The following is a 20,723-nucleotide window of genomic DNA, read 5'->3' as shown; positions in this document are numbered from 1 at the left end:
GTTCACGTTTCTAAAAAGGCTCAAGCTTGTGTATACATAGCTACAGGTTCTTCGACAAACAAATCGTCTAATGAACTCAGTGTGCCGTCTTCTTCGACTTGATACACAGACATTTTACCGCCGTTAACAGTTAACTCAATAAAGCAACCCCAGCAATAAAATTGATGGGAACCAATTTTACCAATATCTTTTGAACTACAATTTGGACATTTCATTCAGCGCTCACCCTATCCGTCTCCAAGTTTAATGACATTCCTGTAGGCGTTCATTACTTTCAATCGGCACCATAATCGCGCTTTCACCAAAAGCAACTTGTCCACTTACTGGAAGCCACTTTCTTCCGCCTATCATATCCGAGATAAAGCCATCACTGATTTCAATCCCGGTAATGCTTTTACCCAACTCATGATCAAAATAAACATCAGACACATAGCCTAACATTGCTCCATCACTGGTAAGCAGAGGCATATCTTTAATTTTGTTTTGACCGATCAAAAATGTATGTTTAATATCGTCAGCCGCGATCTGGCGGACTGCCTGTTGATTGCGAATCATAATAGCGTCTTCTCCATAGGACACAATATCTTCCCATAGTATGGTACGCACTTGTAATGAGAAAAAGCTTTTACCTTCCAGTTCAAAACCTTGAACCGCCCAGTCTTCGCTTAATATAAAGTCATGAATTTTACCAAGTTGCTTGCCATCTTCAATATCAAATACAGCAAGTCCAATCATTCCCTGCATCTTCATAACGCTCAGGACCTCCTCATCGCATAGATTGCGCAGGAAGAAAATCATTTCTTTCTTGCCCGGCTGTTGGCGTCATATGATCATCTTCCCTCCCTTATTATTCACCACACAGGGGAGCCCTAATTTCTACTACGTATACGCTTTAAAATAGTTGCAATCTTTTGTGTAGCATATGCTATTTCTTCCCTAGTATTACCCATCCCAAAGCTAAAGCGAATCGCCGAATTCAAGAGATTTTCAGGAATTTTCATTGCTTGAAGAACATGTGACAATTCGAGTGAACCTGAAGTACATGCTGATCCACTGGCAGCTGCAATATTTTCCATATCGAGATTCATTAACATCGTTTCACTTTTCACGCCGGGAAAGCTAATATTCAGAATATGAGGGAGCGATTGATCGATAGGTGTATTGACAACATACCCTTCGGTACCGACTTGTTGTTCTAATTCTTCTAACATGTATGCACGTAACGATTCCAGATGGTTGATGCGCTCAGATAGTCCTTGTACAGCAAGTTCTACCGCTTGTGCAAAGCCTGCAATACCTGCTAAATTCTCCGTTCCTGCACGACGCTTGCGTTCTTGTAGACCGCCGTACAATACAGGTTCTACTTTGACTCCATGACGTATATATAGTGCACCGATCCCTTGTGGACCATTGATTTTGTGAGAAGAAAAGCTAATTAAATCTACAGGTAACTCATGACAGTTCAAAGGAATAGCACCTAGTGCTTGAACAGCATCGGTATGAAAAATAATATTTTTGGCACGTGCTAATTGTCCAATCTCTGTAATCGGCTGAATGGTTCCTACTTCATTGTTACCAAACATAATACTGATCAATATCGTATCCGGGCGAATAGCCGCTTCTACTTCTTCTATAGAAACTAATCCATGAGCATTAACAGGCAAATAAGTTACTTCATAACCACGCTGTTCTAACGCTTCACAAGCATGAAGTACCGCATGGTGTTCAATCTGTGATGTGATGATATGTTTGCCTTTATGACTTAAGGATTCAGCAATCCCAAATAAAGCGAGATTATCACTTTCGGTTCCTCCTGCGGTAAATACCAATTCATCCGGACGACAACCCAGATCTTTAGCGATTTGGTCTCTGGCTCCACTGACTACTTTTTTGGCAGAACGTCCGAAAGCATGCACACTTGAAGCATTACCGTGGGTATGGGTCATTACCTGTAACATACGTTCAGCCACTTGTGGATGGATCGGAGTAGAAGCTGCATGGTCTAAATAAATAGCTTTCATATCAATTCACCTTTCTGTATCGGAAAATAAAATATACGTACAAAGACAGCAAAAAACGGAAGGGAGCAGCCATATACCTGCGGATTCCCCTCCGTCTTGTTGTCTATATCGAATTTAGATATAAAACATATAATTGTCTTCTTGACCTTGCTCACGGTACGTGATCAGATCTTTAAGTGTCGTTGAATCAATGACTTGAGCGATGGCATCACGAATCTGCATCCATAGATGACGCTTAGCAGCTACATCTTCATCGGTAAAATCAACAACGGAAATGGGACCTTCGAGTACACGAATAACTTCGCCTGCTGTAATCGTCTCCGGTTCACGTGATAAAATATAACCGCCATACGCCCCGCGGATACTTTTTACTAATCCGGCATTACGAAGTGGAGCGATTAACTGCTCCAAATAGTGTTCAGATAGTTGATTTTTTTCAGCAATACTTTTGAGTGATGTAGGACCTTCACCAAAGCGGGAAGACAATTCCATCATGATTGTTAGACCGTAACGTCCTTTAGTTGATATCTTCATATAGGGCACCTCACTTAAATTTGGCAAAAACAATGATAAATCGTTGATTTATTGAACAACCTCAATTATTATTAATAGTTGCACGTATCGTAAAATTTCGATAATTCACTGTATTCCGATCATTCTTGTGACCTATCGTAACATATATACAGGCTTTATGGGAAATTATTCGTGCTTTTCTCCACGCGATCTTGCAAGAAAATGGTACAATGAATTATTGCTGTCGGTTAGATATACCTTTTACAGATGAATTCTTATTATTGGGTACAGAATATGATCCATTTAGCAAATAATACAGAATCATCTCATCTTATATAAAGTGGTGAGTACAAATGGAAAAAGCAAAAGCAGACACTCGTGTCGTTGTCGGTATGTCCGGCGGAGTCGATTCCTCAGTGACCGCGTTGCTACTCAAACAACAAGGTTATGATGTGATCGGAATTTTTATGAAAAACTGGGATGATACCGATGAATTCGGTCATTGTACAGCAGAAGAAGATTCAGAGGATGTGCGCCGGGTCTGTGAACAGATCGGTATTCCTTACTATACAGTGAATTTTGAAAAAGAATACTTTGATAAAGTATTTACGTATTTCTTAGACGAATACAAACGTGGACGCACACCGAATCCAGACGTGATGTGTAACCGTGAAATCAAGTTCGGTGAATTTTTGAACAAAGCGATGGATCTAGGTGCTGATTATGTCGCTACAGGTCATTATGCACGTGTCGTTGAAAAAGACGGTGTATTCCAGTTGCTACGTGGTATTGATAATGGCAAAGATCAAACGTATTTTCTGAATGCATTGAATCAAAAACAATTATCCAAAACGATGTTCCCGATCGGTCATTTGCCGAAACCAGAAGTTCGCCGTATTGCAGAAGAAGCAGGTCTATATACAGCGAAGAAAAAAGATAGCACTGGCGTATGCTTTATCGGTGAACGTAATTTCCGTGAATTTCTAAGTGGATACTTACCTGCCAAATCGGGCAAAATGATTGATATTGCAACAGGTGAAGTCAAAGGCGATCATGATGGATTGATGTATTACACTCTTGGACAACGTCAAGGATTGGGAATTGGCGGTTCAGGAAATGGTAATCCGTGGTTTGTCGCTGACAAAGATTTGGATCAAAACATTTTGTATGTTGTACAAGGTGATCAACATCCAAGTCTGTATTCGACGGGTCTTGTAGCATCTGTAATGAACTGGATTGATGGTTCTGAACATGCAGTGGGTTCAACTCTTCATTGCGTAGCGAAGTTCCGTTACCGTCAACCGGATCAAGGTGTGACGTTGACATGGCAAGCTGATGGCAATGTCCATGTGCAATTTGATGAGCCACAAAAAGCAATCACCCCAGGACAAGCAGTTGTTTTCTATGATGGAGAACTTTGTCTAGGTGGCGGTACGATTGATGTCGTTGAAAAAGTAGCTTACGAAGCCGTTGTGTAATTGTTATAGAAACTAAGTTAAATATGTAATAACAGCAAAGAGTTACTGATGATCGTTATCAGTAACTCTTTGCTGTTTCTCATACTTCTTAATCACAAACTTATAAATACGTATTTCCTATCCATAGCCCCAATGCAGCAAATCCTATGCCCAGTACATAGGAAGCACCGATATAGCTCCAGAAGATACGATACTTTTTTTTCAAATGTAATTCAATATTTTCTAACTTAAATGTTGAGAACGTAGTATAACTGCCCATAAAACCAGTACCAATCAACAATTGAAAATGACTATTTAACCCTGAAGCGAATAATAATCCTAACAAAAAAGAACCGCTGATATTAATACATAGCGTCGCTAAAGGAAATTGCATCGGCCACTTGGTTTTCATCCAGTTGGATAATAATAAGCGAGTCAACACGCCAAATACCGCTCCTACTGATACCAACAGCATATTAATGAGCATGACGATTCCTCCTTCTATTCAACCATTGTTCGCTCACATAGAATCCGAAGCGCGAAGATAACAATCCACCGATAAGACTGGCTCCGATATAAAGTGCTGCTGTACCGTACCAGTGTTTTTCGATCAGCTCTATACTTTCCACACTAAATGTTGAAAAGGTAGTAAATGAACCGACAAATCCGGTACCAAGCGCTGTAATTATCGTTTTTGAGATATAAGGAAGTTCCGCCAAGTACTTCATCACTATCGCTAACAGAAAACATCCCACAATATTAATGATCAATGTTGCCATTGGAAAGCCAGGGCTTACAATCCATACTCCTGTTAGATAACGACATAATGCTCCCAACACGCCAAATAGAGCTACCCAGACATAATACATATTTATGATCCCCTTTCCTGTACATAAAAATAACTCCTACTCGATCAAGACACAGCAATCCTGTGCTTAAACAAGTAGGAGTCATTAGCTGAAATCAGCAGTCAATGGCGAACTCCATCGCCGATTTTATTGATTTTAATATAACGTATGCCTATTAGTTTGTAAAGAATGGCATATTATAATCCTCGTCTGCGTTCTTGATTGAGCTTAATCTTCGATTCATTGCCCTGTTCTGTCGCTTGATAAAACACTTTACGAGAAATCCCTTTCGGCAAATACTCTTGTTTGACAAAATGATTCGGGAAGTTATGCGGATACTTATATCCTTCATGCCCTAACTGTGCTGATCCTTTGTAATGAGTATCTCGTAAATGCAAAGGAACTTCAGCAGACTTGATCTCATCAATAGCCGACATTGCACTAGAGATGGCAGTATAGACAGCATTAGACTTCGGACTTTCGACAGCAAATAGAATCGCTTGCGCAATATTGAGCTTCGCCTCAGGCCATCCATTTGTACGATACGCATCTAATGCGCCTAGTGATTGAATCATCGCTTGTGGGTTAGCCAGTCCGATATCTTCACTACTGGCAGCGATTAAGCGTCTTAGGAAAGTCATCGGGTCCATCCCTAACTTTTCAACTGCATATAAGAACCAGAATAGAGCGGCATCACTAGAGCCCCGTATACTTTTGTGAAAAGCAGACAATACATCATATTGAGTCGACTCATCTGCCCTTACAATCGGACGACGAATCGATTCTTCTGCTACTTCTAGAGTGACATGAATATTGCCTTCACTGTCTGGTGGTGTAGTCACAGCAGCCAGTTCCAGCGCATTAAGTGCTCGCCGAATATCTCCATTAGCCATAGAAGCGATATGTTGTAATGCTTCTTCATCCACTTGTAATTGCATAAATCCAAGTCCACGCTGTGAATCGCTCAATGCACGCTTCATTGCAATCATCGAATGTTCTTGATTCAATGACTCTAATTGAAAAAGAGTCGAGCGACTCATCAAAGCGCCATTCACATAATGAAAAGGATTTTCAGTGGTAGCGCCTATAAAAATAATCGTTCCTTTTTCTACAGCAGGTAATAGTGCATCTTGACGAGAGCTGTTAAACCGATGGACTTCATCTAGAAAAAGAATCGTTTTGGTACCGTATAACGACTTATTCGTCTGTGCCCGTTCGATCACTTCACGCACTTCTTTAACTGTGGCTTCTACAGCATTTAGTCGTACAAATTCAGCTTGTGTATGCTTTGAAATAATGTGTGCTAATGTCGTTTTGCCACACCCTGGTGGGCCGTATAATAAGATCGATGATACTTGATCTGCTTCAATCGCACGTCGTAGTAATTTACCTTGACCGACAATCTGTTCTTGCCCTATATATTCATCGAGCGACTGTGGACGCATCCGATCTGCCAGTACACCCATACTCTCTGATCCAGAACCATTGCCACTGTCTTCATAAGAAAATAAATCCATACGTTCACATCCTATCTATACTGACTCATTTATACTGTCACATTTGTAGTGACTGTAATCACCTAGATGATTCTGATTTCGATCTATAGTAAAAGCAGGTTAACAACAACCCTAATGATTGCCTTATGCTAAACACTTGAAGGAGACGATAGTATGCAAACCATTTTATTAGATACAGTAATACCACAACAGGATAAAAAACTAACTTCGATCTACAATACCGAAGCACGTCAGATTGTTCATTTACAATTAAGTGCGAATCAAGAAATTCCTACTCACAAAAGCCCTAAGCATGTGTTCATTGTGGTCAAAAGTGGAAAAGTAGCTTTTACCGTATCAGATCAAGAAATTATACTTTCTCCTCATGAAGTTTTGATTATGGAACCTGATGAATTTCATTCTCTCAAAGCCCTTGAAGATACCTCTATTTTAGTTATCAAATCCTAAATTGGGCGAAAGAACGTCTCTTTATTTTAACATTATTTTGCACAAAAAGCAGAAAGAGAGTCCATATACAGATTCACTGTATACGGTACTCTCTTTTTAGCATTTTGACTTGATTGTATAGAATGAGTATCCTTACTCCACTCTACATTTTAATTATTGTTATCTACTAATATAATCAGGTACTTGTTGACCATGCATAATCCACAATTCGTGCAATGCACGCGTACATCCAACATACAATAATTTGGCATCCCAATCATCATTACGATAATGATCCGTATCTACATCAGTGACGATCACTGCATCAAATTCTAACCCTTTAGACAAATACACAGGTAGAATCGAATGTCCACCTTGATAAGCAGCTTTGCCTCCATCAATTAAATGGATGTCTATCCCTTGTTCAGTCAGTTGTTGATGTAGCGCTATCGCTTCATGCAGAGTACGTGTCAGAATAGCAGTTGTGCGGTACTCTTTAGCTTGCAATTGTTGCCAGTGTGACTTAATCGTCTCTACACGTGAATCCGGAAGACAAGGAATCATCTGTACCGGATCACCACTACGGAATACAGGTACAGCGGTGATACCATTTTGTACACCTTTATTCAAAATAATATTTGCAAATTCGATAATTTCCATCGTTGAACGATAACTTCGAGTTAGAGGGAAGTAATCGGTCTGCTCCGAAGCAAATAGACTGCTTATTTCTTCCCATTGGTGTACACCTCGATACGCATGAATCCCCTGCGACAAATCGCCCAGTATCGTAAATGAACTACCTCGTACATAATGATCTAATAAAGACACATGGAAAGGCGAAAAGTCTTGCGCTTCATCCATCACCACATGGTCAAAGCGATGTTCGGCTTCCATCTCATGAAGTAACGTATGGATATATACCAGCGCTGGCAGATCATCTTCACGAATACGATCTTTTTTCAATTCACTAGAAACAATTTTGATAACATCAGTCGGAATCTGTTCCCAGATCGGTTGCAGATTTTCAGTGAGACTATTACTTTTAATTGCTTTAAATAGTTGTTTATATAATGTTAACGGCTCGTATTTCGGCCATTTATTTAAGTATGCTTTTTCCCGTTGAGCTGCTTTTTTCTTACGCTCTTTACGGATAGCTTCGGAAGGCGCTATTTTTAACTGCATTTCTACCCAGCGGTGAACACGTGCCATCACTCGCTCTTTACGCTTCGCTAGTGGATAGTGTTTGTATTCATTATTGAACCATTCCAATATCTCAGCTTGTGGCAAAATCGCTTCGTCCCATGGATTAAAGTCCATATCAGGAACTGCTGTCTGCTCAAGCACTTCGATATACTGACGAATCAACTGCATAAATACAAGCGATCCTTTATAACGAGAAGGGGTATGATCGGTTACAGCTGGACGATCGGTATTTTCAAACCAGTAATCATACGTCTCTGATTGAGGAACAAGACGGATATCACTTTTAAGAATCTGCTGCGCCCAGTCACTGAATGTACTTTGCTGAATATCACCTACACCCAGTTCAGGTAACACTTCTGAAATGTAGTCTAAAAACATATGGTTAGGTGCAAAAATAATCATTTTATCCGCAGATACTTGCTCTTGATATTGATACAGTAAAAAAGCTAAGCGATGCAGAGCAACAGTTGTTTTCCCACTACCAGCTACTCCTTGAATCACCAGTGCTGTATTTTTAGCGGCACGGATAATCCGATCTTGCTCGGCTTGAATCGTAGATACAATATCACGCAATTTATTATCTTTATTTTCGCCCAGACGATACACCAGAAATTCATCAGTGACCGCAGGTTCTGTACTTTCACGATCATACGTATCTGCTAGGCGTTCTAACATCCGTTGATGAATCACAATATTGCGTTTCAGATAGACTAATCCTTGAATGAATCCTTCTGGAGCTTCATAGACTGCTGCTTCATCTCCGCCTGTAAATGAGTAAAACAAACTGGCAACCGGTGCTCGCCAATCAATCACTAATGGCTGATCATCCACTTCAGACTTACCTACGCCAATCTTGCCAATATACAGCGGTTGACGCGCTCCTTCTTCTCCTTCTGCAAAATCGAGTCGACCAAAATACGGTGCTTGTGCGCTTTTCGAAAGAGATTGACGTTGCTGTTCACGACCTGATTCCAAAATCTGCTCGGTAAAATCATGACCGGTATAGACAGGAATCTGGCTTAAACGCTCGAGTTGTTCATCGATCTCAACAACCGTTTGTTGCAACTTGTCTTGCTCTTCTTGATAGGCACTTTGAAAGTTGTCCTCCAATTTCAGTTACCTCCTAAGAAATCTACTTATGATCTCTTTGTTAAGCACGCAAAAAAACAAAACGCAGACGTAACAGTAAAAAGGTACACTTCTCATGATCACTTTTTGCAAAGCGAATATGGTGTCATGTGTACTATTTTCAGGTCAGTCTGCGCTTATGTTTATAGTTTTGCCATTAACAAAGGATTTTTAATATACCACAAGCATTTTGAAAAAACTAGTTCTTTTTGGCGGAAATCTATGGATTGATTTGTTTTTAAATGCTCGCTGTGGGCATCATTCGCTTCAGAAAAGGCTTTGAATTTCTTCAATAATGATTAATCTATAACTACTTTTGATAATTATGACTGAAATGTATATGTACAAGAAGATTGAAGTAGTTTCTCTATACCCTTTGAATGATAAGGCATTAATGTATTGGCTGTTTGGACATCCATCCATTTTATTTCTAATATTTCTTCTTTATGCTGAATCTGATATTCTCCATGTAAAATATTAGCCTTAAAGGTTATAAATAAAGCATGCTGGGCTTTCTTCTGAAAGAACGCTTCATTGATTGCTAGCACATGTTCAATCTCAACTGTTAATCCTGTCTCCTCTTTCACCTCTCGAATCAATGCTTGTTCTAATGTTTCTCCAATTTCTACAGCACCACCAGGTAATGACCAACCTGATCCGTGATTATTCACCATCAATATTTGCTCTCGATCTTTATCATAAATAAGAGCATAGACTACATCTACTCTTTGCATGTTATTCCTCGCTCTCTTCTATATGCAGGATTTTGAGATACTACTTTTTTATATAAATTATCAATTGCTTATACTGATTATCTTTGAAAAGAATGATAAGAAAAGAGCATGTATCTTTGGAAGATAGCATGCTCTTTCTTATGAAAACTTACTTAGCATTGTGTTTTAGAGTTCGATACCATTCTTTTCAAGCAGATCGCGGACAGTGACGCTGACCATGATGAGTCCTGCTACAGGTGGTACGAAAGCATTACTTGCTGGTGGTTGTTTGGCTTTACGGATTTCTGGTGCATTTTCAGGCACGATTTTGTCCGTAATATCCTGACGTGGTTTCATCGGTTTTTCGGTAGAAAATACGACTTTCACGCCTTTTTTGATGCCTTCTTGACGTAATTTGGTACGAACGATACGTGCAATCGGGTCCATTTTGGTCTGCGAAATATCGGCTACCTGAAATTGACTCGGGTCCATTTTGTTAGCTGCACCCATACTCGAAATGACAGGGATTTTGCGTTCTAGGCATTGTTTGATCAAATGAATTTTATAAATGATCGTATCCGAAGCATCGATCACATAATCGAGATCATATTTGAACAATTCTTCATACGTTTCTTCGGTATAGAACATGTTTAGTGCGATTGCGTCACATTCAGGATTGATCAATTTGACACGATCCACCATTAGATCCGCTTTCTTTTGTCCAACTGTAGTCGTTAGCGCATGAATTTGGCGATTGATGTTAGTAATATCAACCGTATCTTTGTCGATCAAAATAATACGTCCGATACCTGTACGTGCGAGGGCTTCCACAGCAATTCCGCCGACTCCACCAATACCTAACACAGCGACAGTACTATTTTTCATCACTTCCATACCTTCTGAGCCAAAAGCAAGTTCTGTACGTGAAAATTGGTTTAACATCAATATTCACTCCTTTCTTCATGAGTGGAAGACTGAACTTCATATAAATAGCTCTAAGGTATTGTACGTTCTAAGAGCTATATAACAAAAGTATTCTGAGCAAGCATATTTAAAATATCTTTATATCGCATTGCCCAGAATATTTTAAATGATTTTATTTATTTTCTTGTTTTTTGTCATCGCCCGGTTTTTTAGCCAATTTGATATGCAATTGTTGAAGTTGAGAAGTATCGACTTCAGATGGTGCATTCATCAATAGATCTGTAGCATTGGCTGTTTTCGGGAATGCGATCGTTTCACGCAAGTTTGTACGTCCTGCTAGCAACATCACTAGACGGTCAAATCCAAATGCAATACCACCGTGTGGAGGTGTTCCGTATTCGAATGCATCCATCAAGTAACCGAATTTATCACGAGATTCTTCTTCTGGAAGACCCAATGCTGCGAACATTTTTTCTTGTACATCACGTTTGTAAATACGCATTGAACCGCCACCGACTTCATAACCATTCAATACGATATCGTAGGCTTGAGCACGAATTTGACCTGGATCTGTATCGAACAAATGTACATCCTCTTCACGAGGACGTGTGAACGGATGATGTTCTGCAACATAACGTTTCGCATCTTCATCGTAACCAAGTAATGGGAAGTCTACCACCCATACAAATTTGAATGCTTTCTCATCAATCAGACCTAGATCGTTTCCGATTTTCAGACGCAATGCACCCAATACGTCAGCAACGACTTTTTTAGTATCCGCAGAGAATAACAATAAGTCGCCCTCTTCTGCGCCTACAGCTGTTTTAATTTGCTCTAATTCTTGCTCATTGAAGAATTTAACGATAGGTCCTTTAAGCTCGCCTTCTTTCACTTGAATCCAAGCTAGACCTTTAGCGCCATAACGTGCTGCATATGGCTCTAAGCTATCGATTTCTTTACGAGTCCATGTGCCACAACCTTTAGCGTTTAGGCACTTCACTTCTCCGCCTTTTTCAATCACAGAAGCAAATACTTTAACACCACTTGCAGCTACAATATCACTCACATTAACCAATTCTAATCCAAAGCGAAGATCTGGTTTATCTGAACCGTATTTATCCATGGCATCAGCATGTGTAATTCGTTGGAATGGAGTAGGAATATCTACATTAACCGTTTCTTTAAATAATTTCACCATTAATTGTTCCATCATATCAAGCAAGTTGTCCTGTGTTAAGAAAGAAGTCTCAATATCAACCTGTGTAAATTCCGGTTGACGGTCTGAACGCAAATCTTCATCACGGAAACAACGAGCGATCTGGTAATAACGTTCCAATCCACTCACCATCAATAATTGTTTGTAAATCTGTGGTGATTGTGGCAATGCGAAAAATTCGCCTGCATGGACACGGCTAGGTACAAGATAATCACGTGCACCTTCTGGTGAACTCTTTGTCAAAATTGGTGTTTCTACATCAATAAAGCCTTCACCATCTAAGAAATCACGGAAAATTTTAGCTGCTTTAGAACGCAACATCAATGTTTTTTGCATTTCAGGACGACGCAAGTCCAAGTAACGATATTTCAAACGAACCGATTCGTCGACTTCGATCCCATCTTCGATAAAGAATGGAGGCGTTTTGGCTGCATTCAATACTTCAATTTCAGTAATGCGTACTTCAATCTCACCTGTTGGCAAGTTTTTGTTGATCGTCTCATCTTCACGTAATACCACTTCGCCTTTAACAGCTAATACATATTCACTACGAACACGGTCTGCGATTTGTAGAGCATCGCCAGAGTATGCAGGGTTGAATACAACTTGTACAATCCCTGTACGGTCACGTAGATCGATAAATAGTACGCCACCCAAGTCACGACGAGTCTGTACCCAGCCATTCAAAGTGATCGTTTCGCCAATATTGGCAGTTGTTAGTTGTCCACAGTTATGAGTCCTTAACATAAATTATTCATTCTCCTTCAAATTGAGTTGATGGTCTAACCTTGTATTGCACAAGTAAAACTATATTTATTTCAAGTGATCTGCTAACTCGTCCATTTTGACAGTTTGCTGTTCACCAGTATCCATACGTTTTAGAGCAATTTCACCACGTAGTAATTCATCTTCACCGAGAATCGCTGTATACCGTGCTTTAAAGCGATCAGCTGATTTCATCTGAGCTTTCATTTTACGTCCTAGATAATCTCGTTCTGCGGAGAAACCTAATTTACGTAATTTGAATAATTGCTTCACAACTTCCACTTCTGCCGCTTCACCGAGTGCTAGCAAATATACATCGAGTGGCTGAATCGCTGGAATATCGACTTCTTGATCTTCCAATAACAATTGCAGACGTTCCATCCCAATACCAAAGCCGATTCCTGGTTGATCCGGTCCACCGACTTCAGAGACTAACTTGGTATAGCGTCCTCCGCCGCCAACAGTATCAATCGCTCCAATACCTTGAGCTTTATATTCAAAAGCAGTATGTGCGTAATAATCCAGACCACGTACAAGACGAGGATTGATCGTATACGCTACATCCATAATTTCCAAATACTCTTTTACTTTGGCAAAATAAGCGGTACTTTCTTCGTCCAAGCTATCTAGAATTGAAGGTGCATCGACGAATTTGTCATGATCGATTTTGCAATCCAAGACACGCATCGGATTTCGTTCCATTCGATTTTGACAATCTTTGCACAACGTATCTCGCATAGGACGTAAGAATCCAAGCAAAGTCTCATTGTAGTTCGCTCTTGTCTCTGCGGTACCCACAGAGTTCACTTCAACAGTAACCCCTTTTAATCCTAATTCTCTAAAAAATTCTAAGCCGAGTGCAATCACTTCTGCATCAATTGCTGGATCAATCGAACCGAAAGCTTCGATACCGAACTGATGGAATTGACGATAACGTCCTGCTTGCGGACGTTCATAACGGAACATAGGACCCATATAATATAATTTGCTGACATCAGGCTCGCCATACAATTTATTTTCAGCATATGCGCGTACAACACCAGCTGTCCCTTCAGGACGTAGCGTCATACTTCTGCCACCTTTATCTTCAAACGTGTACATTTCTTTTTGTACAACATCCGTTGTTTCTCCTACACCACGTTGGAACAATTCTGTCGATTCAAATAATGGTGTACGTATCTCGCGATAGTTGTAACGTCTACATAGATCGCGTGCTTGTTGTTCGACATATTGCCATTTTTCTACTTTACCAGGTAAAAAATCTTGTGTACCTGTCGGTTTTTGAAAAGCCATTTCGTATTCCTCCTTGATTCAAATCATTCTCTATTCTCTTGCTAAATGACACAAAAAAATCCCACGCCTCTGTTTATTAAAAACAGGGACGAGGGATTGGATTATTCCATTCACCCGTGGTACCACCCACATTTCGAATACAACGTTCTAAATCAAACGATAACCGCTTTATTTAGAATACAACCATTGCACTCGCTTCATTAGCGGTTAACGCCCGCTGACTACGCATGAAGTTACTTGGATTCCAAAAGGATTAGTTATACTGTAAATATCAATTTACAGCTACACGTTCTCACTTTTCTATCTTTCACATCATGTTCTCGGGGAGGTCTTTTCACAAAGGAATACAGGGAATTCTTCCAGCCATGGAATTCCTCTCTTTATCGATCATCGATACTGTATCGATCTAAGTTACTTTTCCCGTCTACAAATTCGTATATTTAAAGATTACGTTGATCTCATAATCTTATATTCTATCGTTCCAACTGTCATCTACAAAGCTTATAGTCAGAATCATGTTATATTTAACGATTGTAATGAACCACTGCACTAAAGTCAACACTTTAACTTAATAAAAATATCCTTTGCAAAAAGACTCTATCGTTATAGACAAAAAAATAACCTACAGCAACGGGCTGTAGGCCAACATAGTATGTTAAAAAGGGGGTCATAGGTACATTATAGATGGTGATTGTTAAGAGAAGATGTTTCCTATATTACAGTTTCATTACAATAGGTAAACTTTGATCATTATATTCCATAAAAAAGGTGCTACAGATGAATAATCTTCACCTGTAACACCTTTTAAACTATATATCTACTTTAAAAATAAATATTAATCTAAAATTTCTACAAACGCATTGTTTGTACGCAATGCTTGAACAACTTGTTCTACATCAGCTTCCATCACAGAAGCAGACAATACATATTTCAGATCATCATAATCTTTGTCTGTAGCATTGCTTGCACTGTAAGCTGCATCGTCATCACTACGAGGTGAATCTTCGCGATCAATATCTTCACGATCTTCACGATTCTCAATAATAGCTGTTGGAGCGACAATGCCTCCTGGACCTGCTCCAGATGGAGCCCCTGCTGTACCTACAGCGCCGCCTGTATTTGTAGCAATCGGAACGAGCGGTACTAATACTTTACCACTTTGACTAATTTGGTGAGGTAAACGTCCCACCTCAAGTTGTTTTACATTGAACGTTTGCAGACTTGTTCTAGCACCCTCTGCTTGATCTTCTGTTTGAAAATAAGCTTGAATATGTTTAGTCATTATCATTACCTCCTTGCTGTATTTTAAATACATGGTACGGACATACTATTTTAAGAAAAGAAATCTTTTCATGGTACGTTCTACTTACAATGCTTTTAAAATTTCACGTACAAAGGCTGGCTCATCTTTAGGTGTACGAGAAGTAATAAAATTACCATCTACAATCGCTTCGCCATCTTCAAAAGTTGCTCCTGCATTGACCATATCGTCTTTGAGAGGAGGGAATGAAGTAATGGTACGTCCTTGAAGCAAATTAGCACTTGCTAAAATTTGTGGACCGTGGCAAATCGCAGCAATTGGTTTTTTCGCTGTATTCACTTCCGTTACAAATTTCAGAATATCTTGATCCAAACGTAAACCTTCCGGTGAAGAACCACCAGGGATCACGACTCCATCATAATCAGCAGCGTTAACTTCACTGATTGCTTTTTCGATTGTGTATTCTTCTTTGCCGTTTTTACCTTTCACCGTTTCTCCTTTTTGGAGACCGATGATATCAACATCATGACCCGCTTTTTTCAGCTCGTCATAAGGCACCTGCATTTCGGAATCTTCAAATTGGTCTGCTAATAAGAATGCTACTTTACTCATGGGAATAGTTCTCCTTTCGTGATGCTATCTAGTTGTCTATACAGTAGAATACTGTAATTGTTCTCGCTTTCTTATTACCCTTTTCTTTTACTCTTCTACCACAATCCATCATCTAATTGATAAATAAATAACAAAAAGAGCATTCTTCTTTACAAAAGAATGCCCTTTTATTCATCACCTATACGGTTTGTGTATCCATTAATTGTTTTTAGTGGGGCTATCAATAATCAGTGTGACAGGTCCCCAGTTCGTCAGAGACACATCCATATCTGCGCCGAAGATTCCTGTTTCAACCACAAGCCCTAACTCCCGCAAAGCATTATTAAATGCTTCATATACAGGTGTAGCCACTTCAGGACGAGCAGCATCACTGAATCCCGGACGCTTACCTTTGCGACAATCTCCATACAAGGTAAACTGTGATACTGACAGTACCTGACCACCGATCTCCTGTAAACCTAGATTCATCTTTCCATTCTCATCTTCGAAAATACGAATTCCTGCTACTTTACCTGCAAGATACTTGGCATCTTCAACCGTATCCTGATGAGTAACTCCCACTAATACCATTAATCCTTTGCCAATTTGCCCGACAATTTCTTCATTTACGGTAACTGAAGCTTGTTTACAACGCTGAACAACTACTCTCATAAGTCTAAATCCTGCCTTTCTATAAAGAAAAGAAGCTAACGATTCCGGTGAAGGAGATTAGCTTCTTTTCAATTGGTATTACGATTAATTTATATTATTGCATAATCCGATGAACGGTATATACATCTTGAATACGTTTGATCTTATCGACTACCGATTGCAAATGATCTGTATTCCGAATCAAAATTGTCATATGAATCATAGCCATTTTGTTTTTATCGGAACGTCCAGATACCGCTGAAATATTCGTTTTGCTTTCTGCGACAGTCTGCAATACTTCATTGAGCAGTCCACGACGATCATGTCCTGTAATCTCAATATCCACACTATAGTTAGATTCAACAGCATTTTCCCAGCCCACTTCAATAATACGAGCGGCTTCACTGTTGTCACTCACATCAGGCACATTGGTACAATCGCTACGGTGAATCGATACACCGCGTCCGCGTGTCACATAACCCACAATATCATCACCCGGCACAGGATTACAACAACGAGCAAACCGTACTAATAGATTATCGATTCCTTTGACGCTTACGCCATTAGTTGGACGTGGACGTTTTTCTTCTGGTGCTGTTTTGACTTCTTTTACCTGTTCACTCAGTTCAATAATCGCCGATTCTTCTTGTTCTTTACGCAATTTCTCGGTTAAACGTGTACAGACTTGAGCCGCTGTAATGCCTCCAAATCCAATAGCAGATAACATATCTTCGCTGTCATGAAAAGCAAACTTTTTACCGACTTCGACTAATTTATCATCTGTTAACCAGACTGAAGGTTCCAGATTTAGACGTTTGATTTCACGTTCTAAAGCTTCACGACCTTTTTCTACATTCTCTTCACGTTTTTCTTTTTTGAACCACTGCTTAATTTTACTACGTGCATGCGAAGATTGAGCAATTTTGAGCCAATCTTGACTTGGACCGTAGGAATGTTTAGAAGTCAAAATCTCAATAATATCGCCTGTTTTCAAACGATGATCCAGTGGTACAATACGACCATTTACTTTAGCACCAATCGTCCGGTTACCCACTTCTGTATGAATACGATAAGCAAAATCAAGCGGTACAGATCCGATAGGTAATTCAATAACTTCTCCTTTTGGTGTGAAAACAAATACCAAATCAGAGAAAAAGTCCATTTTGAGTGATTCTACAAATTCAGAAGCATCTTTAGCTTCATGCTGTAATTCCAGAATCTCTTTGAAAAAAGGAACTTTATTTTCGATCGTTCCGGTTGTACCTTCTTTATATGCCCAGTGAGCCGCGATACCAAATTCAGCAGTGCGGTGCATATCCCATGTACGAATCTGTACTTCTGTCGGTTCGCCATTTGGGCCTACTACTGTCGTATGCAAAGACTGATACATATTCGTTTTAGGCATTGCAATATAATCTTTGAATCGACCTGGCATCGGTTTCCATAACGTATGAATAATACCCAAAGTGGCATAACAATCTTTGATATTATCTACAATAATACGGATCGCCAATAGATCGTAAATTTCATTAAATTGCTTGTTTTTCATCGTCATTTTTTGATACACACTATAGATATGCTTAGGTCTACCTGAAAGATCAGCTTCTACGCCCATTTCAGATAGCTTTTCATTGATACGTCCAATCACATTATCAATATATTGTTCACGTTCTGCACGCTTTTTGTGCATCAAATTCGCAATACGATAATATTGTTGCGGATTCAAATAACGAAGAGCAATATCTTCCATTTCCCATTTAATCGCCGATATACCGAGACGATGAGCTACAGGACAGAAAATTTCAAGTGTTTCATAAGCAATCCGGCGCTGACTTTCTTCAGACTGGTATTTCAGTGTCCGCATATTATGCAGACGGTCAGCTAGCTTGATCACAATGACGCGAATATCTTGCGCCATCGCAATAAACATTTTGCGATAATTCTCATTTTGTTGTTCTTCTTTGGAACGGAATTTAATTCGTTCTAACTTGGTTAGACCATCAACCAGCATGGCACAATTATCGCCAAACCGGGTGCGAATTTCATCAAGGGATACGGTGGTATCTTCAACAACATCATGCAGAAGTGCAGCAATAATGGAAATGGTATCCATTTCCATACCAACAACAATATCTGCAACCGCCAAAGGATGCAAAATATAAGGTTCTCCTGACTTCCGCACCTGGCCGTGATGGGCTTGATCAGCAAACTCATAGGCTTCCCGTATGCGGTGAAGATCCTTTTCTTTAATGTAGGCGGACGCCTTTTCAAGTAATCGCTCTATGCCCATAGAATCGTTGTCGTATCCTTTCTATTTATAAATAAACATTGTGAATCCTTTTTGAGAAACGAAAGAATATCACCTGTTTTCACATCTTTTTTTAAGTTTTCAGTATTTACCAAAAATACATATCAAAATGGAACCTGCCCATATCTGTGTGGCATCAGGTTCCGAAAAGGGGATTTCCTATAATTATGCCTCTTGCACGTATCCGCGTCAACCATTCTGGATGAATGGTTTATGAAGATTATCATGCTTTTCTGAAAAACGTTATTGAAAAAAACATGCAAACTCATTAAGCTATTAAAGATATGCGTTTGATCGTTGCAGAAGACAATTGTTGTTAATGTAGAGAATACTATTTGATCAGAAGGAGTGAATAACGTGCAGCGTGAAATTCAAGTGAATGAGAAACTTCCTTTATTTCAAGGATTGCTGTTAAGCTTACAGCATCTTTTTGCTATGTTCGGAAGTACAGTACTTGTTCCTAATCTGTTCCATGTCGATCCAGGTATGATTTTATTGATGAATGGTATAGGTACCCTGCTTTATATCTGGATTTGTCGGGGCAAAATTCCTGCGTACCTTGGTTCTAGCTTTGCATTTATCGCACCGGTAACGCTTGTATTAACCAAATACGGTTTTGATGAGAATGGTTACTCACTTGCGTTAGGTGCTTTTATTGTAACAGGTGTTATCTTCGCTCTTGTGGCTCTTATTGTAAAATATGCAGGTACAGGTTGGTTAGATATCGTCTTCCCTCCAGCAGCGATGGGTGCTATTGTCGCTCTGATCGGACTTGAACTGATTCCTGTCGCTGCACAGATGGCTGGATTTATCGCTCCTTCAGGTGCAGATGCAAGTACATGGGCTCCTGATATGAAAGTCATTACGCTATCGTTAATCACGCTTGGCGTCACGCTACTCGGTGCTGTGACTTTTCGTGGATTCCCCAAAATCATACATATTCTGATTGGTATTGCAGTCGGCTATGGACTTGCTTTTCCAATGGGTCTAGTCGATACAACCAAAATTCAGGAAGCAAGCTTTATTCAACTGCCACAGGTCGTTACGCCTTCTTTTAACTGGTCTGTCATTTTGACGATTATTCCTGTCGCTTTGGTCGTTATTGTTGAACACGTAGGTCACTTGCTTGTAACAAGTAATATTGTAGGCAAAAACTTATCCAAAGATCCTGGGCTTCATCGCTCTCTATTAGGAAACGGTATTTCAACGATATTGTCTGGCTTTGTCGGTTCCACACCGAATACAACATACGGTGAAAATATCGGTGTTATGGCATTAACGAAAGTGTATTCTATCTATGTGATTGCAGGAGCTGCTTTATTTGCGATCGTCCTCTCGTTCTCAGGTACATTTACAGGAGCGATCTCTGCGATTCCTCAACCTGTTATGGGCGGTGTATCCCTTCTTTTATTCGGAGTGATTGCCGCGTCAGGTCTGCGGATTCTGGTCGAACAAAAAGTCGATTACTCTAAAGCACAGAATATGCTACTTACCACAATGGTACTGATCACAGGTTTAAGCGGAGCGACTTTAAAATTCGGTTCTGTGGAGTTAAAAGGGATGGCTCTTGCGACGATTGTCGGTATTCTACTCAGTCTATTTTTCCGTATACTACATGTGACAGGATTATCCAACGATAAAGATGATCCATCTATGCCTGCCAAAAATCCAGATTGATCTATTGATCTCATCTTCATTAATTTATATTCAATAAAAAGACTACCTTTAACGTACAGAATACTTGTACAAGGATAGTCTTTTTTATTGAATAGTATTACTTTTTTCTTTGTAGATACAGCCTACTTTGTATTTTCTGTTCGAGATATACGGTCGTTATGACCATCCCAAGCAAGTCATTTTCTTATAATACGAGTCATTTACCATACTG

General features: G+C 39.6%; 19 protein-coding genes and 1 riboswitch. Of the genes, 3 read left to right on the top strand and 16 right to left on the bottom strand.

Features of this window, described 5'->3' with window-relative positions; genetic code table 11:
• Positions 1-20 precede the first annotated feature (20 nt).
• The 4 genes from PTI45_RS19120 to cymR all read right to left on the bottom strand — a co-directional run bounded on the left by PTI45_RS19120 (position 21) and on the right by cymR (position 2,555).
• Positions 21-215 (bottom strand): hypothetical protein, encoded by a 195-nt coding sequence (locus tag PTI45_RS19120; RefSeq protein WP_069329186.1) that lies wholly within the window; start codon positions 213-215, stop codon positions 21-23.
• Between the two features lie 28 nt (positions 216-243).
• On the bottom strand, positions 244-750 hold the full coding sequence (locus PTI45_RS19115; protein ID WP_069329185.1) for a PRC-barrel domain-containing protein: 507 nt from the start codon (positions 748-750) through the stop codon (positions 244-246).
• Between the two features lie 119 nt (positions 751-869).
• Entirely contained in the window at positions 870-2,021 is a 1,152-nt protein-coding gene (locus tag PTI45_RS19110; protein ID WP_069329184.1) for a cysteine desulfurase family protein, read from the bottom strand.
• Positions 2,022-2,135: 114 nt separating this feature from the next.
• Positions 2,136-2,555 carry a cysteine metabolism transcriptional regulator CymR gene (gene cymR / locus PTI45_RS19105; protein WP_069329183.1) on the bottom strand — a complete coding sequence of 140 codons (420 nt, stop codon included), beginning with the start codon at positions 2,553-2,555 and terminating at the stop codon, positions 2,136-2,138.
• Positions 2,556-2,887: 332 nt separating this feature from the next.
• On the opposite strand from cymR, the gene mnmA reads away from it, so the two are divergent.
• A complete protein-coding gene (gene mnmA / locus PTI45_RS19100; protein WP_069329182.1) occupies positions 2,888-4,012 on the top strand; it encodes a tRNA 2-thiouridine(34) synthase MnmA in 1,125 nt (374 codons plus the stop codon).
• A gap of 100 nt (positions 4,013-4,112) precedes the next feature.
• Here mnmA and crcB (PTI45_RS19095) read toward each other — a convergent pair whose 3' ends face one another.
• The 3 genes from crcB (PTI45_RS19095) to PTI45_RS19085 all read right to left on the bottom strand — a co-directional run bounded on the left by crcB (PTI45_RS19095) (position 4,113) and on the right by PTI45_RS19085 (position 6,356).
• Positions 4,113-4,478 carry a fluoride efflux transporter CrcB gene (gene crcB / locus PTI45_RS19095; protein ID WP_069329181.1) on the bottom strand — a complete coding sequence of 122 codons (366 nt, stop codon included), beginning with the start codon at positions 4,476-4,478 and terminating at the stop codon, positions 4,113-4,115.
• Positions 4,468-4,860: a fluoride efflux transporter CrcB gene (gene crcB / locus PTI45_RS19090; RefSeq protein ID WP_069329180.1), complete on the bottom strand. Its 393-nt coding sequence runs from the start codon at positions 4,858-4,860 to the stop codon at positions 4,468-4,470. The genes crcB (PTI45_RS19095) and crcB (PTI45_RS19090) overlap by 11 nt, the downstream gene beginning before the upstream one ends.
• 68 nt (positions 4,861-4,928) lie before the next feature.
• Positions 4,929-4,991: riboswitch (Fluoride riboswitch) on the bottom strand.
• A 45-nt stretch (positions 4,992-5,036) separates the two neighbouring features.
• Positions 5,037-6,356, bottom strand: a complete 1,320-nt coding sequence (locus PTI45_RS19085) for a replication-associated recombination protein A (protein ID WP_069329179.1) — start codon at positions 6,354-6,356, stop codon at positions 5,037-5,039.
• A gap of 153 nt (positions 6,357-6,509) precedes the next feature.
• Here PTI45_RS19085 and PTI45_RS19080 point away from each other — a divergent pair, with 153 nt between their 5' ends.
• Positions 6,510-6,803 (top strand): cupin domain-containing protein, encoded by a 294-nt coding sequence (locus PTI45_RS19080; protein ID WP_083243621.1) that lies wholly within the window; start codon positions 6,510-6,512, stop codon positions 6,801-6,803.
• A gap of 159 nt (positions 6,804-6,962) precedes the next feature.
• On the opposite strand, the gene PTI45_RS19075 is transcribed toward PTI45_RS19080, so the two are convergent.
• The 9 genes from PTI45_RS19075 to PTI45_RS19035 all read right to left on the bottom strand — a co-directional run bounded on the left by PTI45_RS19075 (position 6,963) and on the right by PTI45_RS19035 (position 18,817).
• Complete coding sequence (locus PTI45_RS19075; RefSeq protein WP_069329178.1) at positions 6,963-9,095, bottom strand: HelD family protein; 2,133 nt, start codon at positions 9,093-9,095, stop codon at positions 6,963-6,965.
• 341 nt (positions 9,096-9,436) lie between these two features.
• The gene (locus PTI45_RS19070; protein WP_069329177.1) at positions 9,437-9,847 is read right to left on the bottom strand and encodes an NUDIX hydrolase; all 411 of its coding nucleotides are present in this window, start codon (positions 9,845-9,847) and stop codon (positions 9,437-9,439) included.
• Positions 9,848-10,012: 165 nt separating this feature from the next.
• Positions 10,013-10,768, bottom strand: coding sequence for a tRNA threonylcarbamoyladenosine dehydratase (locus PTI45_RS19065; RefSeq protein ID WP_069329176.1), 756 nt, complete (start codon positions 10,766-10,768; stop codon positions 10,013-10,015).
• Positions 10,769-10,922: 154 nt separating this feature from the next.
• Complete coding sequence (aspS, locus tag PTI45_RS19060) at positions 10,923-12,713, bottom strand: aspartate--tRNA ligase (protein ID WP_069329175.1); 1,791 nt, start codon at positions 12,711-12,713, stop codon at positions 10,923-10,925.
• Positions 12,714-12,779: 66 nt separating this feature from the next.
• On the bottom strand, positions 12,780-14,024 hold the full coding sequence (gene hisS / locus PTI45_RS19055) for a histidine--tRNA ligase (RefSeq protein WP_069329174.1): 1,245 nt from the start codon (positions 14,022-14,024) through the stop codon (positions 12,780-12,782).
• Positions 14,025-14,859: 835 nt separating this feature from the next.
• Positions 14,860-15,306, bottom strand: a complete 447-nt coding sequence (locus tag PTI45_RS19050) for a hypothetical protein (protein ID WP_069329173.1) — start codon at positions 15,304-15,306, stop codon at positions 14,860-14,862.
• An 84-nt stretch (positions 15,307-15,390) separates the two neighbouring features.
• The gene (locus PTI45_RS19045) at positions 15,391-15,897 is read right to left on the bottom strand and encodes a type 1 glutamine amidotransferase domain-containing protein (protein WP_069329172.1); all 507 of its coding nucleotides are present in this window, start codon (positions 15,895-15,897) and stop codon (positions 15,391-15,393) included.
• A 198-nt stretch (positions 15,898-16,095) separates the two neighbouring features.
• On the bottom strand, positions 16,096-16,548 hold the full coding sequence (gene dtd / locus PTI45_RS19040) for a D-aminoacyl-tRNA deacylase (protein WP_069329171.1): 453 nt from the start codon (positions 16,546-16,548) through the stop codon (positions 16,096-16,098).
• 94 nt (positions 16,549-16,642) lie between these two features.
• Complete coding sequence (locus tag PTI45_RS19035) at positions 16,643-18,817, bottom strand: RelA/SpoT family protein (protein WP_069329170.1); 2,175 nt, start codon at positions 18,815-18,817, stop codon at positions 16,643-16,645.
• A gap of 375 nt (positions 18,818-19,192) precedes the next feature.
• Between PTI45_RS19035 and uraA the strand changes: the two genes are divergently transcribed.
• Positions 19,193-20,512 (top strand): uracil permease, encoded by a 1,320-nt coding sequence (uraA, locus tag PTI45_RS19030; protein WP_069329169.1) that lies wholly within the window; start codon positions 19,193-19,195, stop codon positions 20,510-20,512.
• Positions 20,513-20,723 lie beyond the last annotated feature (211 nt).

Origin of the sequence: Paenibacillus nuruki, assembly GCF_001721045.1 — a bacterium.
GTDB classification, from domain to species: Bacteria; Bacillota; Bacilli; order Paenibacillales; family Paenibacillaceae; genus Saccharibacillus; species Saccharibacillus nuruki.
Note: the sequence above shows the minus strand (reverse complement) of the source record. Positions and strands in the feature narration are given on the sequence as shown.